Source organism: Gottfriedia solisilvae (genome assembly GCF_002128405.1).
Classification (GTDB): domain Bacteria; phylum Bacillota; class Bacilli; order Bacillales; family Bacillaceae_G; genus Gottfriedia; species Gottfriedia solisilvae.
Map to the genome: position 1 here is coordinate 745,533 of NZ_NETJ01000002.1, position 17,745 is coordinate 763,277.

The window sequence follows — 17,745 nt, forward strand, 5'->3', positions numbered from 1 at the left end:
TAGGCTACGTTTTTTTGTTGATTCCTAATTATTGATGAGAATTGTTGATTCCTATTTACTTCAATAATTTTTAGATGTTATAATTCCTGTGAAACGGGGTGTGAAAAATGAAAAAAGTCGTTCTAATTACAACAGGTGGTACGATTGCAAGTAAACCGAATGCACAGTCTGGTAAATTAGATTCTGGTGCATTATCTGGACAAGAAATAGCTGAAATGCTTAAATTACCGAATGATATCAATATCATTGTTGATTCATTTTTCCAAGTTCCAAGTATGCATATAAGTTTTAATCATTGGATTTTGCTTCAACAGAAGATTGAAGAGTATTTTAATGATGAATCAGTTGATGGTATTGTCGTTACACATGGAACTGATACACTCGAAGAAACAGCTTATTTTTTAGATTTAACTGTAGATGATGAAAGACCTGTCGTAATTACAGGATCTCAAAGATCTCCTGGTGAATTGGGAACAGACGCATTTATAAACTTAAGGCATGCAATCTATACAGCATCTGATGAGTCGTCAAAAAATATCGGCACTGTTGTCGTATTTAATGAGCGAATATTTACAGCGAAATATGTTAAAAAAGAACATGCTTCAAATATTCAAGGATTCAACGTATTTGGTTTTGGTTATCTAGGGATTATTGATAATGATAAAGTTCATATCTATCAAAAGCCAGTAATACAGGACAAATACAAAATAACAAAAGAATTACCTCAAGTTGATATTATTAAATGTTACATAGAAGCTAAAGGATATCTTGTAAAAGCATCAGTTGATCATGGTGCAAAAGGTATTATTTTAGAAGGAGTAGGTAGAGGACAAGTTTCACCTCATATGACTGAAGAAATTGAAGCAGCAGTCAAAAAAGGGGTAAAAGTTATTATTACTACAAGCTCTGAAGAAGGCGAAGTATACCCTACATATGATTATTTTGGTAGTGCATACGATTTAGTTAATAAAGGTGTAATTCTAGGAAAAGATTATGATAGTAAGAAAGCAAGAATTAAACTGACAGTCATGCTTGCTTCAGATGTAAATAACATTCATGAAGGATTCCATAAATAACTAGACACTGCCTAATAAAGGACATGTACTGATCATATCTGCTTCACTTCGCAGTGAGAAAACAATAAAATAACACGAGTAATGGCAACTAATTAGAATGAATAATTAGTTGTCATTATTTTTTGTTTTAAATAGTTTTTTTGGAGTCCACAGAGGATAAAGAATGTGTTTGGAATGGAAGGCTGCTCGACTCCTGTGGGAATAGTAGGAAGATTGAGACCCCACAGGAGACCCACAGGATGTTGGTCATGCATGCGTTACGACAGGACGTCGTGGTTTTAGTATGCCTACCTTTTTCCGAGGTGGCTCAAGCTTAGCCCTAAGGAAAGCGATCAACCTAAAGGGAAAAATCCACGCAATCAGTTATAAAATAAAAAATTGTACGATATTGATATGTAAGATAAATAAAAAGAGGCGGCCTCAAGTCAACTGACTTATGAGACAGCCTCTTTTTAAGTTCTTGATTGTTATTTTAAGTGTGCGATTTAAATTTATTTAATAAGTTTCTTCCTCTAAAGAGACCCCGTTATTGTTTAATTTTAGTTCAATAAAATGTTTATAACGACTTTTAAATGCATTTTCAGTGAAAAAGAACTATTGCAAGGAAATTAATGTGTGGATTTAGTACTATTTAAGCGAATTAAAAGATTTCGTAATTGTGAAAAAACTACATATACTTACTCAATTTCATGCTTTATACTAGTAATATATACCATTGAAGAATGACGACTTTCGTCACAAAAATCAATTATGTGAACATTGTTTGGGAGGGTCTAATGCTAAATGTAGGGGATGTACTAATATTAGAAGACATTGATGCAAAAGAAGTGAAACGTTATAAATCAAAAATCGTAGAAATAAGAAATGAAGAATTATATATAGACTACCCTTTTGATGAAGCAACAGGTAAAACATCTTTCTTATTAAATGATCAAAAATTAAAAGCATATATAGTGACAAAAGAGCAAAATGTATTTACTTTCTATACTTCAATCATTGGAAGAAAGAAAATTGAGATTCCGGTTATTATCATGTCATTTCCAGGTAATGATTCTTTAGAAAAAGCTCAGAGAAGACGTTATGTTCGTGTACCAAGTATAGTTGACGTAGCTGTTCATCCTTTATTTGACGATTTTAAACCGTTTACAACAACAAGCCTAGACATTAGTGCTGGTGGTATAGCAATCCTTGCACCCCAGGAAAATGATTTTATTATAGGTAAGACAATCGTTTTGTGGTTGGTTTTACCATTCGAAGGTGAGACTCATCGATATGTCAAAACAAAGGCACATATCATTCGAGTAAACAGTCAAGTCGTAGAGGGAAAACAAAGGGTTTCACTTGAGTTTGATGGATTAACACCTATTCAAAGACAGGATTTAATACAGTTTTCATTTGATCAACAATTAAAGCATAGAAGAAAAGGTATGAAAAATTAATATTTGTTGAAATTGTGTATAAAATTTACTATATACAATCATAATGGTAATTAAAAAGGTATGATTTACAATGAAAAGAGTAGAAAGAATCCTTTTAAAGTTGATTATCATTCAATTATTATGTTTGGTACTCAGTCAATATCTATTGTCCTTTCCTAGACTTTCTGTTTATTTAACGAAAATTGAATTATATGAAGGTGTTACACAAAAGGCAAAAGATGTTACAAGAGAAGTATATAGTGAAATTGGTAAATAAGATGAATTCAATCGCTTCATATGGTAAGATAAAAAAAGCAGGGTTGCCTGTTTTTTTTATTTGAAAACATATTTTTAGGACATGCTAAGACAAAGTTGCTATTTTAATTAGCAATTTTTTTATGTAGGAGGACATATGAGTAAAAAAATAAGTATCGCTATAGACGGACCAGCAGCTGCCGGTAAAAGTACAGTTGCAAAAATAGTAGCAAAACAATTGGGTTATATTTACATAGACACAGGCGCAATGTATCGAGCACTAACTTTAAAAGCAATTCAAAACGATGTTGATGTAAATAATGAAAAAGAATTATCTTTATTACTATCTAAAATGACAATTAAGCTTGTACCAGAAAATGGTGTGCAAAAAGTTTATATTGATCAAACTGATGTTTCTGAAGCGATTCGTACACCAGAGGTTACTAGAAATGTATCTTTTGTTGCTAAGCATAGTTTAGTACGTGAAAAAATGGTCGACTTACAACGAGAATATGGAGTTGATGGTGGCGTTGTGATGGATGGACGTGATATCGGGACACATGTTTTAGTTAATGCAGAAGTGAAAATATTTATGATTGCTTCTGTAGATGAAAGAGCACAAAGAAGACATATTGAAAATCTAAAAAATGGTTTTGAAAGCAATTTAGACGTTTTAAAAGAGGAAATCGCAACTAGAGACAAAATTGATTCGGAACGAGAAGTATCTCCGCTTAAAAAAGCTGACGATGCAGTTTCATTGGATTCAACATCAAAAAGCATAAATGACGTTGTCGAAGAAATATTGTCGATTGTAAAAGAAAAAACAAATAATATTTAGATGAATTATTCATCACATTCCTTGACTTTTCTACCTATTTATTAGAAGGTAAAAGAGGACAATACATAAAAGGTCTAACCGTTTTCAAAAATAAGGAGGAATATGATATGGTTGAAAAAGTAATGCCAGAGGTTGGGGAAATTATCTCATGCGTGGTTGAACAAATTGAAGATAAGCAAGCAATTGTAGGTTTTGGTGGTAAAACGGATGGTATTCTTCCTATAAAAGAAATTTCTAATGTACATATTGAAAATGTAAATGAAGTATTAACAGTTGGACAAGAAATTGAATTAAAAGTAATTAAAGTTGAAGAAGATACTGTTGTGTTTTCAAAACGTGCTGTTGATTCAGAAAAAGCATGGGATGTTTTAACTGAAAAATTAGCAAGTAAAGAAGTATTTGAAGTTATCATTACAGAGCAAGTAAATGGCGGACTAATTGCAGATGTGGGTGTACGTGGTTTTATCCCAGCTTCACTAGTTTCAAAAAAATTCGTTGAAGATTTAGCTGCATTTAAAGGGCAATCTCTAGAAGTAGTGGTTGAAGAAGTAGATCGCGAAAAAAATCGTGTCATTTTATCACACAAAGCAGTTGAACAATTAAATGAAGTTGAAAACAGACGTAAAGCATATTCTTCAATTCAAGTTGGTCAAGTGATTGAAGGTAAAGTAGAAAGATTAACGAACTTTGGTGCATTTGTAAATATTGGTGGAGTAGATGGTTTAGTTCATGTATCTCAAATGTCACACAACCGAATTTCAAAGCCTGAAGAAGCAGTAGCTGTTGGTGATACAGTGAAAGTTAAAGTACTTTCAATTGACACTGAAACAAACCGCATTGCGTTATCTATGAAAGCGATCCAACCAGGCCCATGGGATCAATTAAATAGTAAAATTACTACGGGCGCAGTTGTTGAAGGAACAGTAAGAAGATTAACAAACTTTGGTGCATTCGTTGAAGTTCAAGAAGGTATTGAAGGATTAGTACACGTTTCTCAAATTGCTGACAAGCATATTAAGAATCCAAATGAAGTACTAGCAGTTGGTCAAGAAGTAAAAGTAAAAGTGTTAGAAATTAACCAAAGTGAAAAGAGACTTTCATTAAGTATTAAAGAAGCTGGCGAAGCCGAGCTTCAAGAAGAAATCTCAAAATATATTCAACCAAGTGAAAATAGTGGATTCCAACTAAGTGAACTACTTGGTGACAAATTAAATAAATTTAAAAAATAATCAAGAAAAAATCCTTTAGCATTTATTGCTAAAGGATTTTTTTTGTAGGGCTACTTTGCTCTAAGCTTCATTTTAAGGTAAAAGCCATTTTTTGATTCTCCGACTTATGCTTATTGGAGCTAACCAGTCGCCTCCGCATTTCTAACTGTCTAGTTCCAGGCGTTTGCCCCTCGAGTCATAAGCCAAACCCCACTAAAGGTAAAAAGCACCTTTATTGGTTTTTGTCTTATGCTTGTCGGGGCAGAACGAACGCCTTCCACATTTCTAGTGTCTAGTTCCGGCTCCTAGCTCCTCGAGGTCATAAGTCAAACCCCATTAAAGGTAAAAAGCACCTTTATTAGTGTTTGTCTTATGCTTGTCGGAGCTAACCAGTCGCCTCCACATTTCTAACTGTCTAGTTCCAGGCGTTTGCCCCTCGAGTCATAAGCCAAACCCCACTAAAGGTAAAAAGCACCTTTATTGGTTTTTGTCTTATGCTTGTCGGGGCAGAACGAACGCCTTCCACATTTCTCAGTTATGCTGATTTATTTCTCTTGCTTCTTCTGGTGTGTCGAGTCTTGTTGCACCCTTGTTGTGGATGCTTTGATCTCGGTCAGATTCAACTCTTCTTGATTGTCTTAGTTTTTTTTCTTGTCGATCTTTTCCCAAAGGTTTCACCTCCAAACGTTTCATTTATAGGTTCGTTTTTATTGAAACTTCTTATTCACTTTATTGAAAGATTGATTATTTTCATGTAGAAATGTCGAATACTAAGTGTATGTGGGAGGTCTTTGGTGTGCAAGGTTTGTATTTTCTATTTTCAATTTGGACAATTATTTTATTTTATTCAAGAACGCAAGATCGTTTGAATGAGAAATTTTTAAAGTTAGGTGTTTTGTTTTGTTTGATTTGTTGTTCTACGTTTACTTTCGAGTTGTTTAATTTTCAAATGAATGTAGCATTTCTTTTGTCAATATTTATGATTAGTTACGATGTAAGTAAGTTAAAGTTTAGTGAACAATTCATACATTTTTTTAAAGGACTCATTATCGGGATGTCTTATAGTAGCATGAGTATACTCGCGATTTATGATCCAGCGAGTTATTTTATAAATGAATTTTTTTCAATTTCTTTAATGACAACTGTATTGGCAATATTTTTAAGTAATCATTACATCGAAAGAATCAGACTGCTTATAATAGGACTAATACAAGGTGAAGTCTTCAATTTTTTTACGTATCGATCAATAAAAGTACAATATATAATAGGTGATTTATCATGGCTTGATTCATTATTTTTAACCATTGTACTCATCACTTCTTTAAGATTATTGTCTTTAAATTTTTCAAAAAAGAATTTGAAAAGTGGAAAATTAGTAAAAAATTGATGAAAATTGGTCTTTTTTCACATTTTTTGTTAAAATAGATAAGTTATTTAAATAAATTATATAGAAGATGAAAACTAAAAACATTTATTAAGAATTAAATGGTTCATAGTTATGCTAGGAAGGATGAATTAAATGTCTAAACCGACAGTTGCAATAGTTGGTCGTCCCAATGTTGGGAAATCAACTATCTTTAATAGAATCGTGGGAGAAAGAATCTCGATTGTAGAAGATATACCAGGAGTTACTCGAGATCGTATTTATAGCTCTGCAGAATGGTTGAATCAAGAATTCAGCTTAATTGATACTGGTGGAATTGATATTGGTGATGAGCCATTTTTAGAGCAAATTCGTCAACAAGCTGAAATTGCGATGGATGAAGCAGATGTTATTGTTTTTCTAACAAACGGTCGTGAAGGCGTTACTGCGGCTGATGAAGAAGTAGCGAAAATTTTATACAAAACTAAAAAACCAGTAGTGTTAGCTGTCAATAAAGTAGATAATCCTGAAATGCGCAGCGACATTTATGACTTCTATGCGTTAGGATTTGGAGAAGTTTATCCTATTTCAGGTTCTCACGGATTAGGTCTTGGGGATTTACTTGATGAAGTAATCGGTCATTTTCCAGATAAAGATCAAGAAAACTATGATGAAGAAACAATTAAATTTAGTTTAATTGGACGTCCAAATGTTGGTAAATCATCTTTAGTAAATGCTTTATTAGGTCAAGAGCGCGTTATTGTAAGTAATGTTGCAGGTACGACTCGTGATGCAGTTGATACGCCGTACACAAAAGATGGACAAGATTATGTCATTATAGATACAGCAGGTATGAGGAAAAAAGGTAAAGTATATGAAAGTACAGAAAAGTATAGTGTACTTAGAGCTTTACGTGCGATCGAGCGATCTGATGTTGTTTTAGTTGTTTTAGATGGTGAAGAAGGAATTATTGAGCAAGACAAGAAAATTGCTGGTTATGCGCATGAAGCAGGTAGATCAGTTGTAATCGTCGTTAATAAATGGGATGCTGTTGAAAAAGATGAAAAGACAATGAAAGAGTTTGAAGAAAATATTCGCGCTCATTTCCAATTTTTAGATTATGCTCCAATAGTATTCTTATCAGCTAAAACACGTAAGAGAACTCAAACATTATTACCAATGATTAATAAAGCTTGTGAAAGTCATAGCTTACGTGTACCGACAAATGTACTAAATGATGTCATTATGGATGCGATTGCGATGAATCCAACACCAACTCATAATGGTCAAAGACTTCGTGTGTATTATGCAACACAGGTTGCAATTAAGCCACCAACATTTGTTGTATTCGTAAATGACCCTGAATTACTTCACTTTAGTTACGAACGTTTCCTTGAAAATCGAATTCGTGATGCATTTGATTTTGAAGGTTCTCCAATTAAGATTATTGGTCGTGCACGTGCATAAGTTGAACAAAAAATAATAATATTTTTGAATCTGATTTTTGAAAGTGAGTGTTTGTATGACAAAAAAAATAGCGGTTCTAGGCGCGGGTAGTTGGGGAACTGCCTTAGCTATGGTCTTAGCAGATAATGGACATTCTGTTACTTTGTGGGGAAATAAATCTGAATTAATTAATGACATAAATGAATTCCATACGAATAAACGATATTTACCAGAAATTGAATTACCACACTCATTAAAAGCGACTGTTGAATTAAATGAAGCAGTCGAGGATGCTAAATATATATTACTAGTTGTACCAACAAAAGCGATTAGAGAAGTATGTCAAAAATTAAATCCTATTTTGAAAAATAAAGTTACAATCATTCATGCTAGTAAAGGGATTGAACCCGATTCATCTAAACGTATTTCAGAAATGATTTCTGAAGAGATTGATGAAAAGAATTTAGGGTCAGTTGTCGTATTATCAGGTCCAAGTCATGCCGAAGAAGTTGCATTGAGACACCCAACTACTGTTACTTCTGCTTCAGCCAATATGGAAGACGCTAGAGCGGTACAAGAGTTATTTTCAAATGGATACTTCCGTGTTTACACAAATGAAGATGTAATTGGTGTAGAAATTGGTGGAGCATTAAAGAATATTATTGCGTTGGCAGCAGGAATTACGGATGGGCTTGGATATGGTGATAATGCAAAAGCAGCATTGATGACAAGAGGTTTAGCCGAAATCATACGTCTAGGTAAAGAGATGGGGGCTAATCCTCAAACTTTTGCTGGCTTAACTGGTATGGGAGATCTAATTGTAACTTGTACAAGTGTACATAGCCGAAATTGGCGTGCTGGTAATTTATTAGGCAAAGGCCAATCATTAGATGAAGTGTTAGAGAATATGGGCATGGTAGTAGAAGGTGTGCGAACGACAAAAGCAGCCTATCAGCTTGCTAAACAAGCAAAAGTTGAAATGCCGATCGTAAATGAATTATATGCAGTATTATTTGAAGGAAAAAACCCTAAGCTTGGGGTAGATGCATTAATGAATCGTGATAAGAGACATGAGGGCGAGAGTACTTCAAATTTTATTAGTGATTTGACGAAATAAGTATTGAAAGCATTAAAAACAACGTTTTTAATGCTTTTTATCTTATAGCCTCTTTTAGGCGTTTCACCATTTCTATTTTTTTGCATAGCATATGGTGTATAGCGAAGAAGGAGGTTTGAATAGTGTCAAATAATCAAAATGGTTTCTTTGATAAAATTGAAAAAAAGGCAAATGTAAGTAAAACAGATATTTTTAAAGTTGCTGATTCAGTTAAAGATGCTAATTTCAAAGATGAGGCTACTGTTCGTAAACTTGTACGTCAAATTGCGGCAATGACTGGTCGCCAAGTAACGAAAGATAAAGAAGATAAAATTGTTCAAGCGATTGTAACAAATAATATGCCTCTTGATTTTCAATCTTTAACGAATATGTTTAAACAAAAATAATTGGGCTCATTCTCTGCGATGTATTGAGTGCATATTCTATATCTTATGCATAATATAGAATGACTTTTACCGGATGTATTCTGGTTGGGTGTTAGTCAAAGTGAAGCAAGTGCCCCAATTTGCTTCAAGGAAAGAAGAAGTGAAGAAACTTTTTCTTTCTTTTTTTAAGAATGAAAGGACAAGCTAGTTGAATTTTTTATAATTTTTTTCAGGAATCAAGAAAAATCAATTTTAGAATTTGATTTAAATCAAGAAACTATTTTGTTACTATAGTAATGTGAGAAATTACATAGGGGGACTAAGATGAATACTGAAATAAGCGCATTCGTAGGAATGGGATTAATGATCGTATCAATTTTATTAATTTACTTAAGTAGAAATTGGATTAAAATTAAATTTTTTAAAGTGGTTACAGCATTTTTAGCGTATATGTCATTAATCATTTCTGGTTTATTAATAACATATGTTGTTTTGAGCTGGCCTAGCTAATTACTAATAAGGGGATTAACATGAAGAAGCTACTTTTTATCGTATGTATGTGCTTTGTGGTTAGTACGTTAAGTGGATGTTTATATCCAGACGATCAACTGGCACAAAATCAAATTCCATATGAAGATCAATTGCAGTCAGTCCAAACTGCTGTTAATAAATTTAAAGAAAATAATAATGGTTTATTACCAATTAAAAATAAAGATATGAATACGCCAATATATTTAAAATACCCAGTCGATTTTACAAAATTAATTCCAAGCTATATAAGTGATGCCCCCGGCAATGCTTATGAAAATGGTGGGGTTTATCAATATGTTTTAATAGATGCGGAAACGAATCCTACTATTAAACTAATTGACCTGCGTATTGCGGAAAAAATTAGAGATGTTTCTTTGCGAGTACAAGTTTATAAAGATAAAAATACTTACCCTCCAATAAAAGAAACATTAAGTAAAGGTGTATTCCTACTAAACTACAAAAAGATGGGCTTTAAAGAAGAACCATTTGTAACAAGTCCATATAGTCAAAAAAACTTACCAATCGTAATGGGCAATGATGGAGAATTTTACGTGGATTACTCAATCGATTTATTTGAAAAATTAAATGATGCTAAGAAAATGAAAACCGGTGAAGATATCCGTCAAATCTTAGTAAAAGACTCACCAATCTTACCAGCTTATTCATTACCGTATACGATTAAAGATGGACAACCGGTATTTTTAGAACAAAATTAAATAAATAAAATCATAATCCTTTGATAAAAGAATACATTTTATCGAAGGATTTTTTTATTTCTTCCTAAAAAAATTGATAAGAAAAATTAAAAAATCTTGTCATAACTCTCTAGGACAACATCATAGAATGATATTGTCATAGGCATACTACTTCAAGTCAATTATTCCCATGTATTGATAAATCGGGAGGGGAACACATGGAAAAGATAGATATTTTTAAAGACATTGCCGAGCGCACTGGAGGAGATATTTACTTAGGTGTAGTAGGTGCTGTTCGTACTGGTAAATCGACATTTATTAAAAGATTTATGGAAGCAGTTGTTATTCCAAATATTCAAAATGAAGCGGATCGTGCTAGAGCACATGATGAACTTCCTCAAAGTGCTGCTGGTAAAACAATCATGACAACTGAACCAAAATTCGTACCAAATCAAGGTGTAAAAATTCATGTAGCAGATGGTTTAGATGTAAATATTCGTTTAGTAGACTGCGTAGGTTATAGTGTACCAGGTGCTAAAGGCTATGAAGATGAAAATGGTCCAAGAATGATTAGTACACCATGGTATGAAGAACCAATTCCGTTTAATGAAGCAGCAGAAATTGGCACTAGAAAAGTAATTCAAGAACACTCTACAATTGGAGTGGTTGTAACGACTGACGGTACGATTGGTGAGATTGCAAGATATGATTATATTGAAGCTGAAGAACGAGTTGTAGAAGAGTTAAAAGAAGTTGGTAAGCCGTTCATTATGGTCATTAATTCTTCACAACCTTATCATCCAAACACGGAAAGTTTAAGACAAGAGCTTTCACAAAAATACGACATTCCTGTTATTGCGCTAAGTGTAGAAGCAATGCGCGAAGGCGATGTAATGAACGTGTTAAGAGAAGCATTATATGAATTCCCAGTACTAGAGGTTAATGTGAATTTACCAAGCTGGGTACTTGTATTAAAAGAAAACCATTGGTTACGTCAAAGTTACCAAGAAGCAATTCAGGAAACGGTTAAAGATATTAAACGTCTAAGAGATGTTGATTATGTAGTCGGTCAATTTACTGATTATGAATTTATCCAATATGCACAACTTGCTGGAATTGATATGGGGCAAGGTGTAGCAGAAATTGATTTATCAGCTCCAGATGAATTATATGATCAAGTGTTAAAAGAAGTTGTTGGGGTTGAAATCCGTGGTAAGGATCATTTATTAGAGCTAATGCAGGATTTTGCTCATGCGAAGCAAGAGTATGATCAAGTAGCAGATGCGTTAAAAATGGTTAAACAAACGGGCTACGGAATTGCAGCACCTTCGCTATTAGATATGAGCTTAGATGAGCCTGAAATCATTCGACATGGTTCGAGATTCGGCGTAAAATTAAAAGCTGTTGCACCATCTATCCATATGATTAAAGTAGATGTTGAATCAACTTTTGAGCCGATTATCGGTACTGAAAAGCAAAGTGAAGAGCTTGTTAAATATTTAATGCAAGACTTTGAAGATAATCCACTTTCAATTTGGAACTCAGATATCTTCGGTCGTTCGTTAAGCTCAATCGTGCGTGAAGGTATTCAAGCAAAATTATCGTTGATGCCAGAAAATGCAAGATATAAATTGAAAGAAACATTGGAAAGAATTATTAACGAAGGTAGTGGCGGTTTAATTGCGATTATCCTGTGATCATTAATGAATCAGATGGTGAGACATCCATCTGATTTTTTTTGTATGGAAAAACCTATAAAAATCAAGTGTTTTAACTCATTTTTAACATTTTTTTTGTAAAGATCACAAAGTTCTATCTACTTTTCAGAAAAGTTACTATTTTTTTCGAGGAATTCCAACATTTTCTTCTAAAACATATTGAAATATGCGATAGAATCGTATAATATAAGGCATGACAATGAAATTATTGGTATTTGTTGTATAAAATATTGAATTTTGGTCACTAATGAAAATAAGACTTAAATTATAACTTTTTTGGGAGGAGGTGAAAGACATGAACAAAACAGACTTAATCAATGCAGTTGCTGAAGCTGGTGAATTAACAAAAAAACAAGCTACTTTAGCAGTTGATGCTGTATTCGAATCAATTCTTGGTGCGTTACAAAACGGGGATAAAGTACAATTAATCGGCTTTGGTAACTTTGAAGTACGTGAGCGTGCGGCTCGTAAAGGACGTAATCCACAAACAGGCGAAGAAATCGAAATCGCTGCAAGTAAAGTTCCAGCTTTCAAACCTGGTAAAGCGCTTAAGGATGCTGTAAAATAATTACATAATTTAAGCGAAATAGAAGGATGCTTATATTGCATCCTTCTTTTTTTGCTTATAAAAAAAGAAATATGTTAAAATAAACAAATCTGATAGAAATGAATATTAGAATTTTTTTTATGCATGGGGGATCAGTTAATGAAAGAAGTAAACTTAGAACAAATTGAACAAGCAGTTCGCCAAATTCTTGAGGCTATTGGTGACGATCCAAATCGTGAAGGTATTTTTGAAACACCTAAGCGAGTAGCGAAAATGTATGCAGAAGTTTTTTCAGGTATGCATCAAGATGAGAAGGAACATTTACATAAAGTATTCGGTGAAGATCATGAGGAATTGGTATTAGTAAAAGACATCCCATTCCATTCTATGTGTGAACATCACTTATTACCATTTTACGGGGTAGCTCATGTTGCTTATATCCCTAGAAATGGTAGAGTAACTGGATTAAGTAAATTAGCTCGTACAGTTGAAACAATCGCAAAACGTCCACAATTACAAGAGCGTATTACTTCATCAGTTGTTGACGCAATTATGGAGGTATTAGAGCCTCATGGTGCAATGGTAGTTGTTGAAGCGGAGCATATGTGTATGTCAATGCGTGGCGTTAGAAAGCCTGGTTCAAAAACTGTTACGACTGCTGTACGTGGTTCTTTAAAGGAAGATGTTCAAGGTAGAAACGAAATTCTTTCTATGATTCATTCAAAAAACTAACATCAATTAAAAAAAGCAGGTCTTCCTGCTTTTTTTAAAAGCATTCATTAACATTAGAAGTGAATCAGTTTATACCATACAATACTCTTATGGTATAATAGTACAAGTTAGTAATTAATGGATTGGATGGAAATAATGAGTAACGTTGAACAGTTAAAAAACGAAGTAAAAACACAAATATTAAATGCAATAAAGCATCCGTATTTGAATAAACACCTCTTACCACCTACAATCGATGAAGTGAAAGTGACGATTCTCATAGAATTAATGAATCAGCATCATTTTGCAAAAGAAAAGATTATTCATTACTGCAAAGCATTGATGATCCATCAAATCGCACTTGATACTCACGAATTGGTGTCTACATACGAAGGTACACCTCAAGATAGAGAAAAGAAACAATTGACTGTTCTAGAAGGGGATTTCTACAGCGGACTATACTACGAGGCTTTATCTAGTACTGGTGAGATTCGTTTAATAAAAGAGCTTTCATATGCGGTTAAAGAAATGAATGAGCAAAAAATTAATTTAGTACATCATAAATTTACTTCATTAGAAGAATTACTAAGATGTATTACAGTGATTGAATCAACGATACTTGTTCATTTTGCAAAATATATTGGTTCAACAGAATCAATCAAAAAAATCGAAAATAATTGTTTGATCACAAGATTAGATCAGGAGAGTCAACATATAAAAGATGGTGGGGATTCTGATTTTATTAAGCATTTAGGATCTTTACAAGGTGTTCAAACAAATAAAAATCAATTACTTGATGTAATATCAAAAATAATCTTACAATTACAAAATTAATAACAGTCAAGAAGTTGTAATTAGTTTAGTGGGGGTTTACATGACTCAATCAAAAGAAGAACGCGTCCATGATGTGTTTGAAAAAATATATAACAAGTATGATAAAATGAATGGAATTATTAGTTTTCAACGCCATATTGCTTGGAGAAAGCAGACGATGCGAGTTATGAATGTCCAAAAAGGCATGAAAGCGCTTGACGTATGCTGTGGAACAGGTGAATGGACTATTGCATTAGCAGATGCAGTTGGAAAAGATGGAAAAGTTTTTGGTCTAGATTTTAGTAAAAATATGCTTTCAATTGGTGAAGAAAAGGTTCAAAAACAACAATTGACTCAAGTATCTTTAATTCATGGTAATGCAATGGAATTACCTTTTGAGGATAATTTATTTGATGTCGTGACGATTGGATTCGGTTTACGTAATGTCCCTGATTATTACCAAGTTTTAAAAGAAATGACAAGAGTTGTCAAACCTGGTGGAATTGTAGTCTGTCTTGAAACTTCTCAGCCAACTACTTTTGGAATTAAGCATGTTTACAAAGCTTATTTTAAATTTATAATGCCGATATTTGGGAAACTCTTTGCAAAAAGTTTTAAAGAATATTCTTGGTTACAAGAAAGTGCAAGTACGTTCCCAGGAATGAAAGAGCTTGCAAAACTATTCGAAAAAGCTGGTTTAGAAAATATTGAAATTAAACCATTTACATTTGGTGTTGCAGCAATGCATTTAGGTAAAAAACCGAAAAATTAACATTGTAAGTTATAAATTGGAATGAATAGTAAGGTGAACGGAATGAAGGTTAAATGGAAGTATTCTTATTTAAAAAAAGATATAAACGAGATTGAATATACACTTCATCAAACTGTCAATTCGTCTCAGCCTATATTGAAAGATGCTTCTTTACAGCTACTTCAATCAGGTGGGAAACGAATTAGGCCATTATTTGTATTACTTAGTGCTAAATTTGGACAATATAACCTTCAATCTATTAAACATGTAGCGGCAACTTTAGAAATCATTCATATGGCATCATTAGTCCATGATGATGTAATAGATGAAGCTAGTCTAAGAAGAGGTAAACCTACAATCAACTCTACATATGATAATCGAGTTGCAATGTACGCCGGAGATTTTCTATTTGCCAAAGCGCTAGAGTGCATGTCTGAAATTGAGATACCAGAAGCACATCAAAAATTGTCAAATACAATTCTAGAAATTTGCTTAGGAGAAATAGAGCAAATCAAGGATAAATATAATTATGAACAAAATTTAAAGTGCTATTTGAGAAGAATTAAACGAAAAACGGCATTATTAATTTCTGCAAGCTGTGAAATTGGAGCAATTGCATCGGGTGCATCTTCATCAATTCAAAAATCACTAAGAGATTACGGATATTATTTAGGAATGTCATATCAAATAATGGATGATATTTTAGATTTCACGGCATCAGAAAAAGAATTGGGTAAACCTGCTGGTAGTGATTTAATTCAAGGAAATATTACATTACCTGTACTTTTTGCTATGCAAGATCAATCGCTAAAGGAAAAAATTACTTCAATCTATGAAGGAATCAATCCAGAAACGGTCAAACCACTGATCAATCAAATACGTAAAAGTAGCTTTATTAAAGAAGCGAGAAGAATCAGTGAAGAATATCTAAATAAATCATTAAAATGCATTGAAACATTGCCAGATCATGAAGCAAAAGAAATGTTAATCTTAATTGCTAAAAATATCGGTAATAGAAAGAATTAGAGGCAGCCATAAAATGCTACTGCATTTTGTAACTGCCTCTTTTGGCTTTTTATAGTGTTTTACACAAGTTTTATAGTATGATACTAATGAATAATAGGAGCCCCTTTAAAAAAGTTTTGATGCCTACTCCCTACTCAACTGTAAGCGATTCCAATTTTTCTAAAATAATAAGATTTTTAACTATTGATAATTTTGGAAATAGATGATACTATTCTACTGTATTGTTTATACATAATTGAACTAGAGGGGTCGAGCATGATGGAAAGAACTTATTTAATGGTAAAACCTGATGGAGTACAACGTAATTTAATCGGAGAAATCGTATCTCGTTTCGAGAAAAAAGGTTTCCAATTAGTAGGCGCAAAATTAATGCAAGTATCAAAAGAACAAGCAGAAACTCACTATGTTGAGCATAAAGAACGTCCATTCTTTGGAGAATTAGTAGATTTCATCACTTCAAGCCCTGTATTTGCTATGGTTTGGGAAGGTGAAAATGTAATCGCTACCGCACGTCAAATGATGGGTGCAACAAATCCTAAAGATTCAGCACCAGGAACTATTCGTGGCGAATATGCTGCAACAGTAGGAAAAAACATTATTCACGGTTCTGATTCACCAGCTAGCGCTGAGCGTGAAATTGGAATTTTCTTTAAAGAAGAAGAGTTAATTGAATATTCAAAGTTAATTAAAGAGTGGGTATACTAATCCTAAAATTTATATGATAAGATAAAGCCAGCAGATATTTGCTGGCTTTTTTTAAATAGTCACTGATAATATTAATTGTTGATTTTAGCTAAATACATTAAGAGTATGAAAAGAGAATAGCAGGTTCGAGAGAAATTGGAATGGAAGGCGCGAAGACTTCTATGGAAGATGCAGGAAACTTGAGACTCCGGAGGGCAAGCAAGGTAGGCATGCTAAAAGCACGATGTCCTGTCGTAAAGTATGCATGATCCACATCGTGTGACCCGGAGGCTCAGGGTCGTCACGCCCCATGGAAAGCGAAGTACCTAGAATGGAATTCAAACATTCTTTTTTAACAGAATCTTTAAATAAATAGTAGGGGAATATTATGGACGATTATATTGATTTTATTAATTTAGTAAAAAAGAAATCAGGGATTGACTTATACTTGTATAAAGAATCGCAAATGAAAAGAAGATTAAAATCTTTATATGAGAAAAAGGGATTTCGATCATTTGTCGATTTCTTTAAAGGCATGGAGAAAGATAAAGAACTATATTATGAATTCTTAGATCGTATGACGATTAATGTTTCTGAATTCTTCCGAAATCCCAATCGATGGGACGTTTTCGAAAAAAACATTCTACCACCTTTATTGAAAAATAATAGCAAATTAAAAATATGGAGTGCTGCATGCTCTACTGGTGAAGAACCATATACACTCGCAATGATTTTATTAAAATATTTAAAGCCAAGTCAATTTCAAATTATTGCAACTGACCTCGATGAGAATGTTTTATCAAAGGCTAAAATTGGCGTGTATAATGAAAAAGCTATTAAAGATGTACCCAAAGATTTATTAGCGAAATATTTCAAACACGAAGGAACAATCTATCAAGTAAGTGACGAATTAAAAAAACAAATTCAATTCAAAAAACATAATTTACTATTAGATGCTTATGAAAAAAATGTTGATGTCATCGTTTGCAGAAATGTTCTAATATACTTTACTGAAGAAGCTAAAGTTGATATCTATACAAATTTCTCAAATTCATTGAATCAAAATGGAATATTATTTGTAGGGAGTACAGAACAAATTTTTCATGCAGAAAAGTATTCTTTTACATCAAATGAAACATTTTTTTATAAAAAATCGTGATAAGAACCATTTTATGGTTCTTTT

The 17,745-nt window shown here is 33.0% G+C and carries 20 protein-coding genes; 19 read left to right on the top strand and 1 reads right to left on the bottom strand.

The features are described from left to right. Positions 1-107: 107 nt before the first annotated feature. The 5 genes from CAB05_RS08510 to rpsA all read left to right on the top strand — a co-directional run bounded on the left by CAB05_RS08510 (position 108) and on the right by rpsA (position 4,816). Positions 108-1,076, top strand: a complete 969-nt coding sequence (locus CAB05_RS08510) for an asparaginase (RefSeq protein WP_087999393.1) — start codon at positions 108-110, stop codon at positions 1,074-1,076. Positions 1,077-1,852: 776 nt separating this feature from the next. Further along, entirely contained in the window at positions 1,853-2,515 is a 663-nt protein-coding gene (locus CAB05_RS08515; protein ID WP_158093219.1) for a flagellar brake protein, read from the top strand. A 70-nt stretch (positions 2,516-2,585) separates the two neighbouring features. After that, positions 2,586-2,771, top strand: coding sequence for a DUF5359 family protein (locus tag CAB05_RS08520; protein ID WP_087999395.1), 186 nt, complete (start codon positions 2,586-2,588; stop codon positions 2,769-2,771). A 135-nt stretch (positions 2,772-2,906) separates the two neighbouring features. Continuing rightward, positions 2,907-3,587 (top strand): (d)CMP kinase, encoded by a 681-nt coding sequence (gene cmk, locus CAB05_RS08525; protein ID WP_087999396.1) that lies wholly within the window; start codon positions 2,907-2,909, stop codon positions 3,585-3,587. A gap of 107 nt (positions 3,588-3,694) precedes the next feature. Next, a complete protein-coding gene (rpsA, locus tag CAB05_RS08530; RefSeq protein ID WP_087999397.1) occupies positions 3,695-4,816 on the top strand; it encodes a 30S ribosomal protein S1 in 1,122 nt (373 codons plus the stop codon). Between the two features lie 510 nt (positions 4,817-5,326). Here rpsA and CAB05_RS08535 read toward each other — a convergent pair. Continuing rightward, positions 5,327-5,464: a YpzI family protein gene (locus CAB05_RS08535; RefSeq protein WP_087999398.1), complete on the bottom strand. Its 138-nt coding sequence runs from the start codon at positions 5,462-5,464 to the stop codon at positions 5,327-5,329. Positions 5,465-5,573: 109 nt separating this feature from the next. Between CAB05_RS08535 and CAB05_RS22770 the strand changes: the two genes are divergently transcribed. From CAB05_RS22770 to CAB05_RS08605, 14 genes are all read left to right on the top strand, one after another. Further along, positions 5,574-6,182, top strand: coding sequence for a YphA family membrane protein (locus CAB05_RS22770; protein WP_442903104.1), 609 nt, complete (start codon positions 5,574-5,576; stop codon positions 6,180-6,182). Positions 6,183-6,314: 132 nt separating this feature from the next. Further along, the gene (gene der, locus CAB05_RS08545; RefSeq protein ID WP_087999400.1) at positions 6,315-7,625 is read left to right on the top strand and encodes a ribosome biogenesis GTPase Der; all 1,311 of its coding nucleotides are present in this window, start codon (positions 6,315-6,317) and stop codon (positions 7,623-7,625) included. A gap of 55 nt (positions 7,626-7,680) precedes the next feature. After that, complete coding sequence (locus CAB05_RS08550) at positions 7,681-8,721, top strand: NAD(P)H-dependent glycerol-3-phosphate dehydrogenase (RefSeq protein WP_087999401.1); 1,041 nt, start codon at positions 7,681-7,683, stop codon at positions 8,719-8,721. Between the two features lie 122 nt (positions 8,722-8,843). After that, positions 8,844-9,107 (top strand): stage VI sporulation protein F, encoded by a 264-nt coding sequence (locus tag CAB05_RS08555; RefSeq protein WP_087999402.1) that lies wholly within the window; start codon positions 8,844-8,846, stop codon positions 9,105-9,107. Positions 9,108-9,410: 303 nt separating this feature from the next. Beyond that, positions 9,411-9,596, top strand: coding sequence for a DUF2768 domain-containing protein (locus CAB05_RS08560; RefSeq protein WP_087999403.1), 186 nt, complete (start codon positions 9,411-9,413; stop codon positions 9,594-9,596). Between the two features lie 20 nt (positions 9,597-9,616). Continuing rightward, the gene (locus CAB05_RS08565; protein ID WP_087999404.1) at positions 9,617-10,333 is read left to right on the top strand and encodes a YphF family lipoprotein; all 717 of its coding nucleotides are present in this window, start codon (positions 9,617-9,619) and stop codon (positions 10,331-10,333) included. Between the two features lie 197 nt (positions 10,334-10,530). After that, positions 10,531-12,009, top strand: a complete 1,479-nt coding sequence (gene spoIVA / locus CAB05_RS08570) for a stage IV sporulation protein A (RefSeq protein ID WP_087999405.1) — start codon at positions 10,531-10,533, stop codon at positions 12,007-12,009. 316 nt (positions 12,010-12,325) lie between these two features. Then, a complete protein-coding gene (gene hbs / locus CAB05_RS08575) occupies positions 12,326-12,598 on the top strand; it encodes a non-specific DNA-binding protein Hbs (RefSeq protein WP_056466694.1) in 273 nt (90 codons plus the stop codon). 138 nt (positions 12,599-12,736) lie between these two features. Further along, positions 12,737-13,309 carry a GTP cyclohydrolase I FolE gene (gene folE / locus CAB05_RS08580; RefSeq protein WP_087999406.1) on the top strand — a complete coding sequence of 191 codons (573 nt, stop codon included), beginning with the start codon at positions 12,737-12,739 and terminating at the stop codon, positions 13,307-13,309. A gap of 135 nt (positions 13,310-13,444) precedes the next feature. Further along, positions 13,445-14,122, top strand: coding sequence for a heptaprenyl diphosphate synthase component 1 (locus tag CAB05_RS08585; RefSeq protein WP_158093220.1), 678 nt, complete (start codon positions 13,445-13,447; stop codon positions 14,120-14,122). Between the two features lie 40 nt (positions 14,123-14,162). Then, a complete protein-coding gene (locus CAB05_RS08590) occupies positions 14,163-14,873 on the top strand; it encodes a demethylmenaquinone methyltransferase (protein ID WP_087999408.1) in 711 nt (236 codons plus the stop codon). A gap of 42 nt (positions 14,874-14,915) precedes the next feature. After that, positions 14,916-15,878 carry a heptaprenyl diphosphate synthase component II gene (gene hepT, locus CAB05_RS08595; protein WP_087999409.1) on the top strand — a complete coding sequence of 321 codons (963 nt, stop codon included), beginning with the start codon at positions 14,916-14,918 and terminating at the stop codon, positions 15,876-15,878. Positions 15,879-16,136: 258 nt separating this feature from the next. After that, positions 16,137-16,583: a nucleoside-diphosphate kinase gene (gene ndk / locus CAB05_RS08600; RefSeq protein WP_087999410.1), complete on the top strand. Its 447-nt coding sequence runs from the start codon at positions 16,137-16,139 to the stop codon at positions 16,581-16,583. A gap of 367 nt (positions 16,584-16,950) precedes the next feature. Continuing rightward, on the top strand, positions 16,951-17,721 hold the full coding sequence (locus tag CAB05_RS08605; protein ID WP_087999411.1) for a CheR family methyltransferase: 771 nt from the start codon (positions 16,951-16,953) through the stop codon (positions 17,719-17,721). Positions 17,722-17,745 lie beyond the last annotated feature (24 nt).

Coding starts and splice junctions, on each gene's coding strand:
- CAB05_RS08510 (WP_087999393.1), top strand. CDS start 108: ATGAAAAAAGTCGTTCTAATTACAACAGGTGGTACGATTGCAAGTAAA.
- CAB05_RS08515 (WP_158093219.1), top strand. CDS start 1,853: ATGCTAAATGTAGGGGATGTACTAATATTAGAAGACATTGATGCAAAA.
- CAB05_RS08520 (WP_087999395.1), top strand. CDS start 2,586: ATGAAAAGAGTAGAAAGAATCCTTTTAAAGTTGATTATCATTCAATTA.
- cmk (WP_087999396.1), top strand. CDS start 2,907: ATGAGTAAAAAAATAAGTATCGCTATAGACGGACCAGCAGCTGCCGGT.
- rpsA (WP_087999397.1), top strand. CDS start 3,695: ATGGTTGAAAAAGTAATGCCAGAGGTTGGGGAAATTATCTCATGCGTG.
- CAB05_RS22770 (WP_442903104.1), top strand. CDS start 5,574: ATGTGGGAGGTCTTTGGTGTGCAAGGTTTGTATTTTCTATTTTCAATT.
- der (WP_087999400.1), top strand. CDS start 6,315: ATGTCTAAACCGACAGTTGCAATAGTTGGTCGTCCCAATGTTGGGAAA.
- CAB05_RS08550 (WP_087999401.1), top strand. CDS start 7,681: ATGACAAAAAAAATAGCGGTTCTAGGCGCGGGTAGTTGGGGAACTGCC.
- CAB05_RS08560 (WP_087999403.1), top strand. CDS start 9,411: ATGAATACTGAAATAAGCGCATTCGTAGGAATGGGATTAATGATCGTA.
- CAB05_RS08565 (WP_087999404.1), top strand. CDS start 9,617: ATGAAGAAGCTACTTTTTATCGTATGTATGTGCTTTGTGGTTAGTACG.
- spoIVA (WP_087999405.1), top strand. CDS start 10,531: ATGGAAAAGATAGATATTTTTAAAGACATTGCCGAGCGCACTGGAGGA.
- hbs (WP_056466694.1), top strand. CDS start 12,326: ATGAACAAAACAGACTTAATCAATGCAGTTGCTGAAGCTGGTGAATTA.
- folE (WP_087999406.1), top strand. CDS start 12,737: ATGAAAGAAGTAAACTTAGAACAAATTGAACAAGCAGTTCGCCAAATT.
- CAB05_RS08585 (WP_158093220.1), top strand. CDS start 13,445: ATGAGTAACGTTGAACAGTTAAAAAACGAAGTAAAAACACAAATATTA.
- CAB05_RS08590 (WP_087999408.1), top strand. CDS start 14,163: ATGACTCAATCAAAAGAAGAACGCGTCCATGATGTGTTTGAAAAAATA.
- hepT (WP_087999409.1), top strand. CDS start 14,916: ATGAAGGTTAAATGGAAGTATTCTTATTTAAAAAAAGATATAAACGAG.
- ndk (WP_087999410.1), top strand. CDS start 16,137: ATGGAAAGAACTTATTTAATGGTAAAACCTGATGGAGTACAACGTAAT.
- CAB05_RS08605 (WP_087999411.1), top strand. CDS start 16,951: ATGGACGATTATATTGATTTTATTAATTTAGTAAAAAAGAAATCAGGG.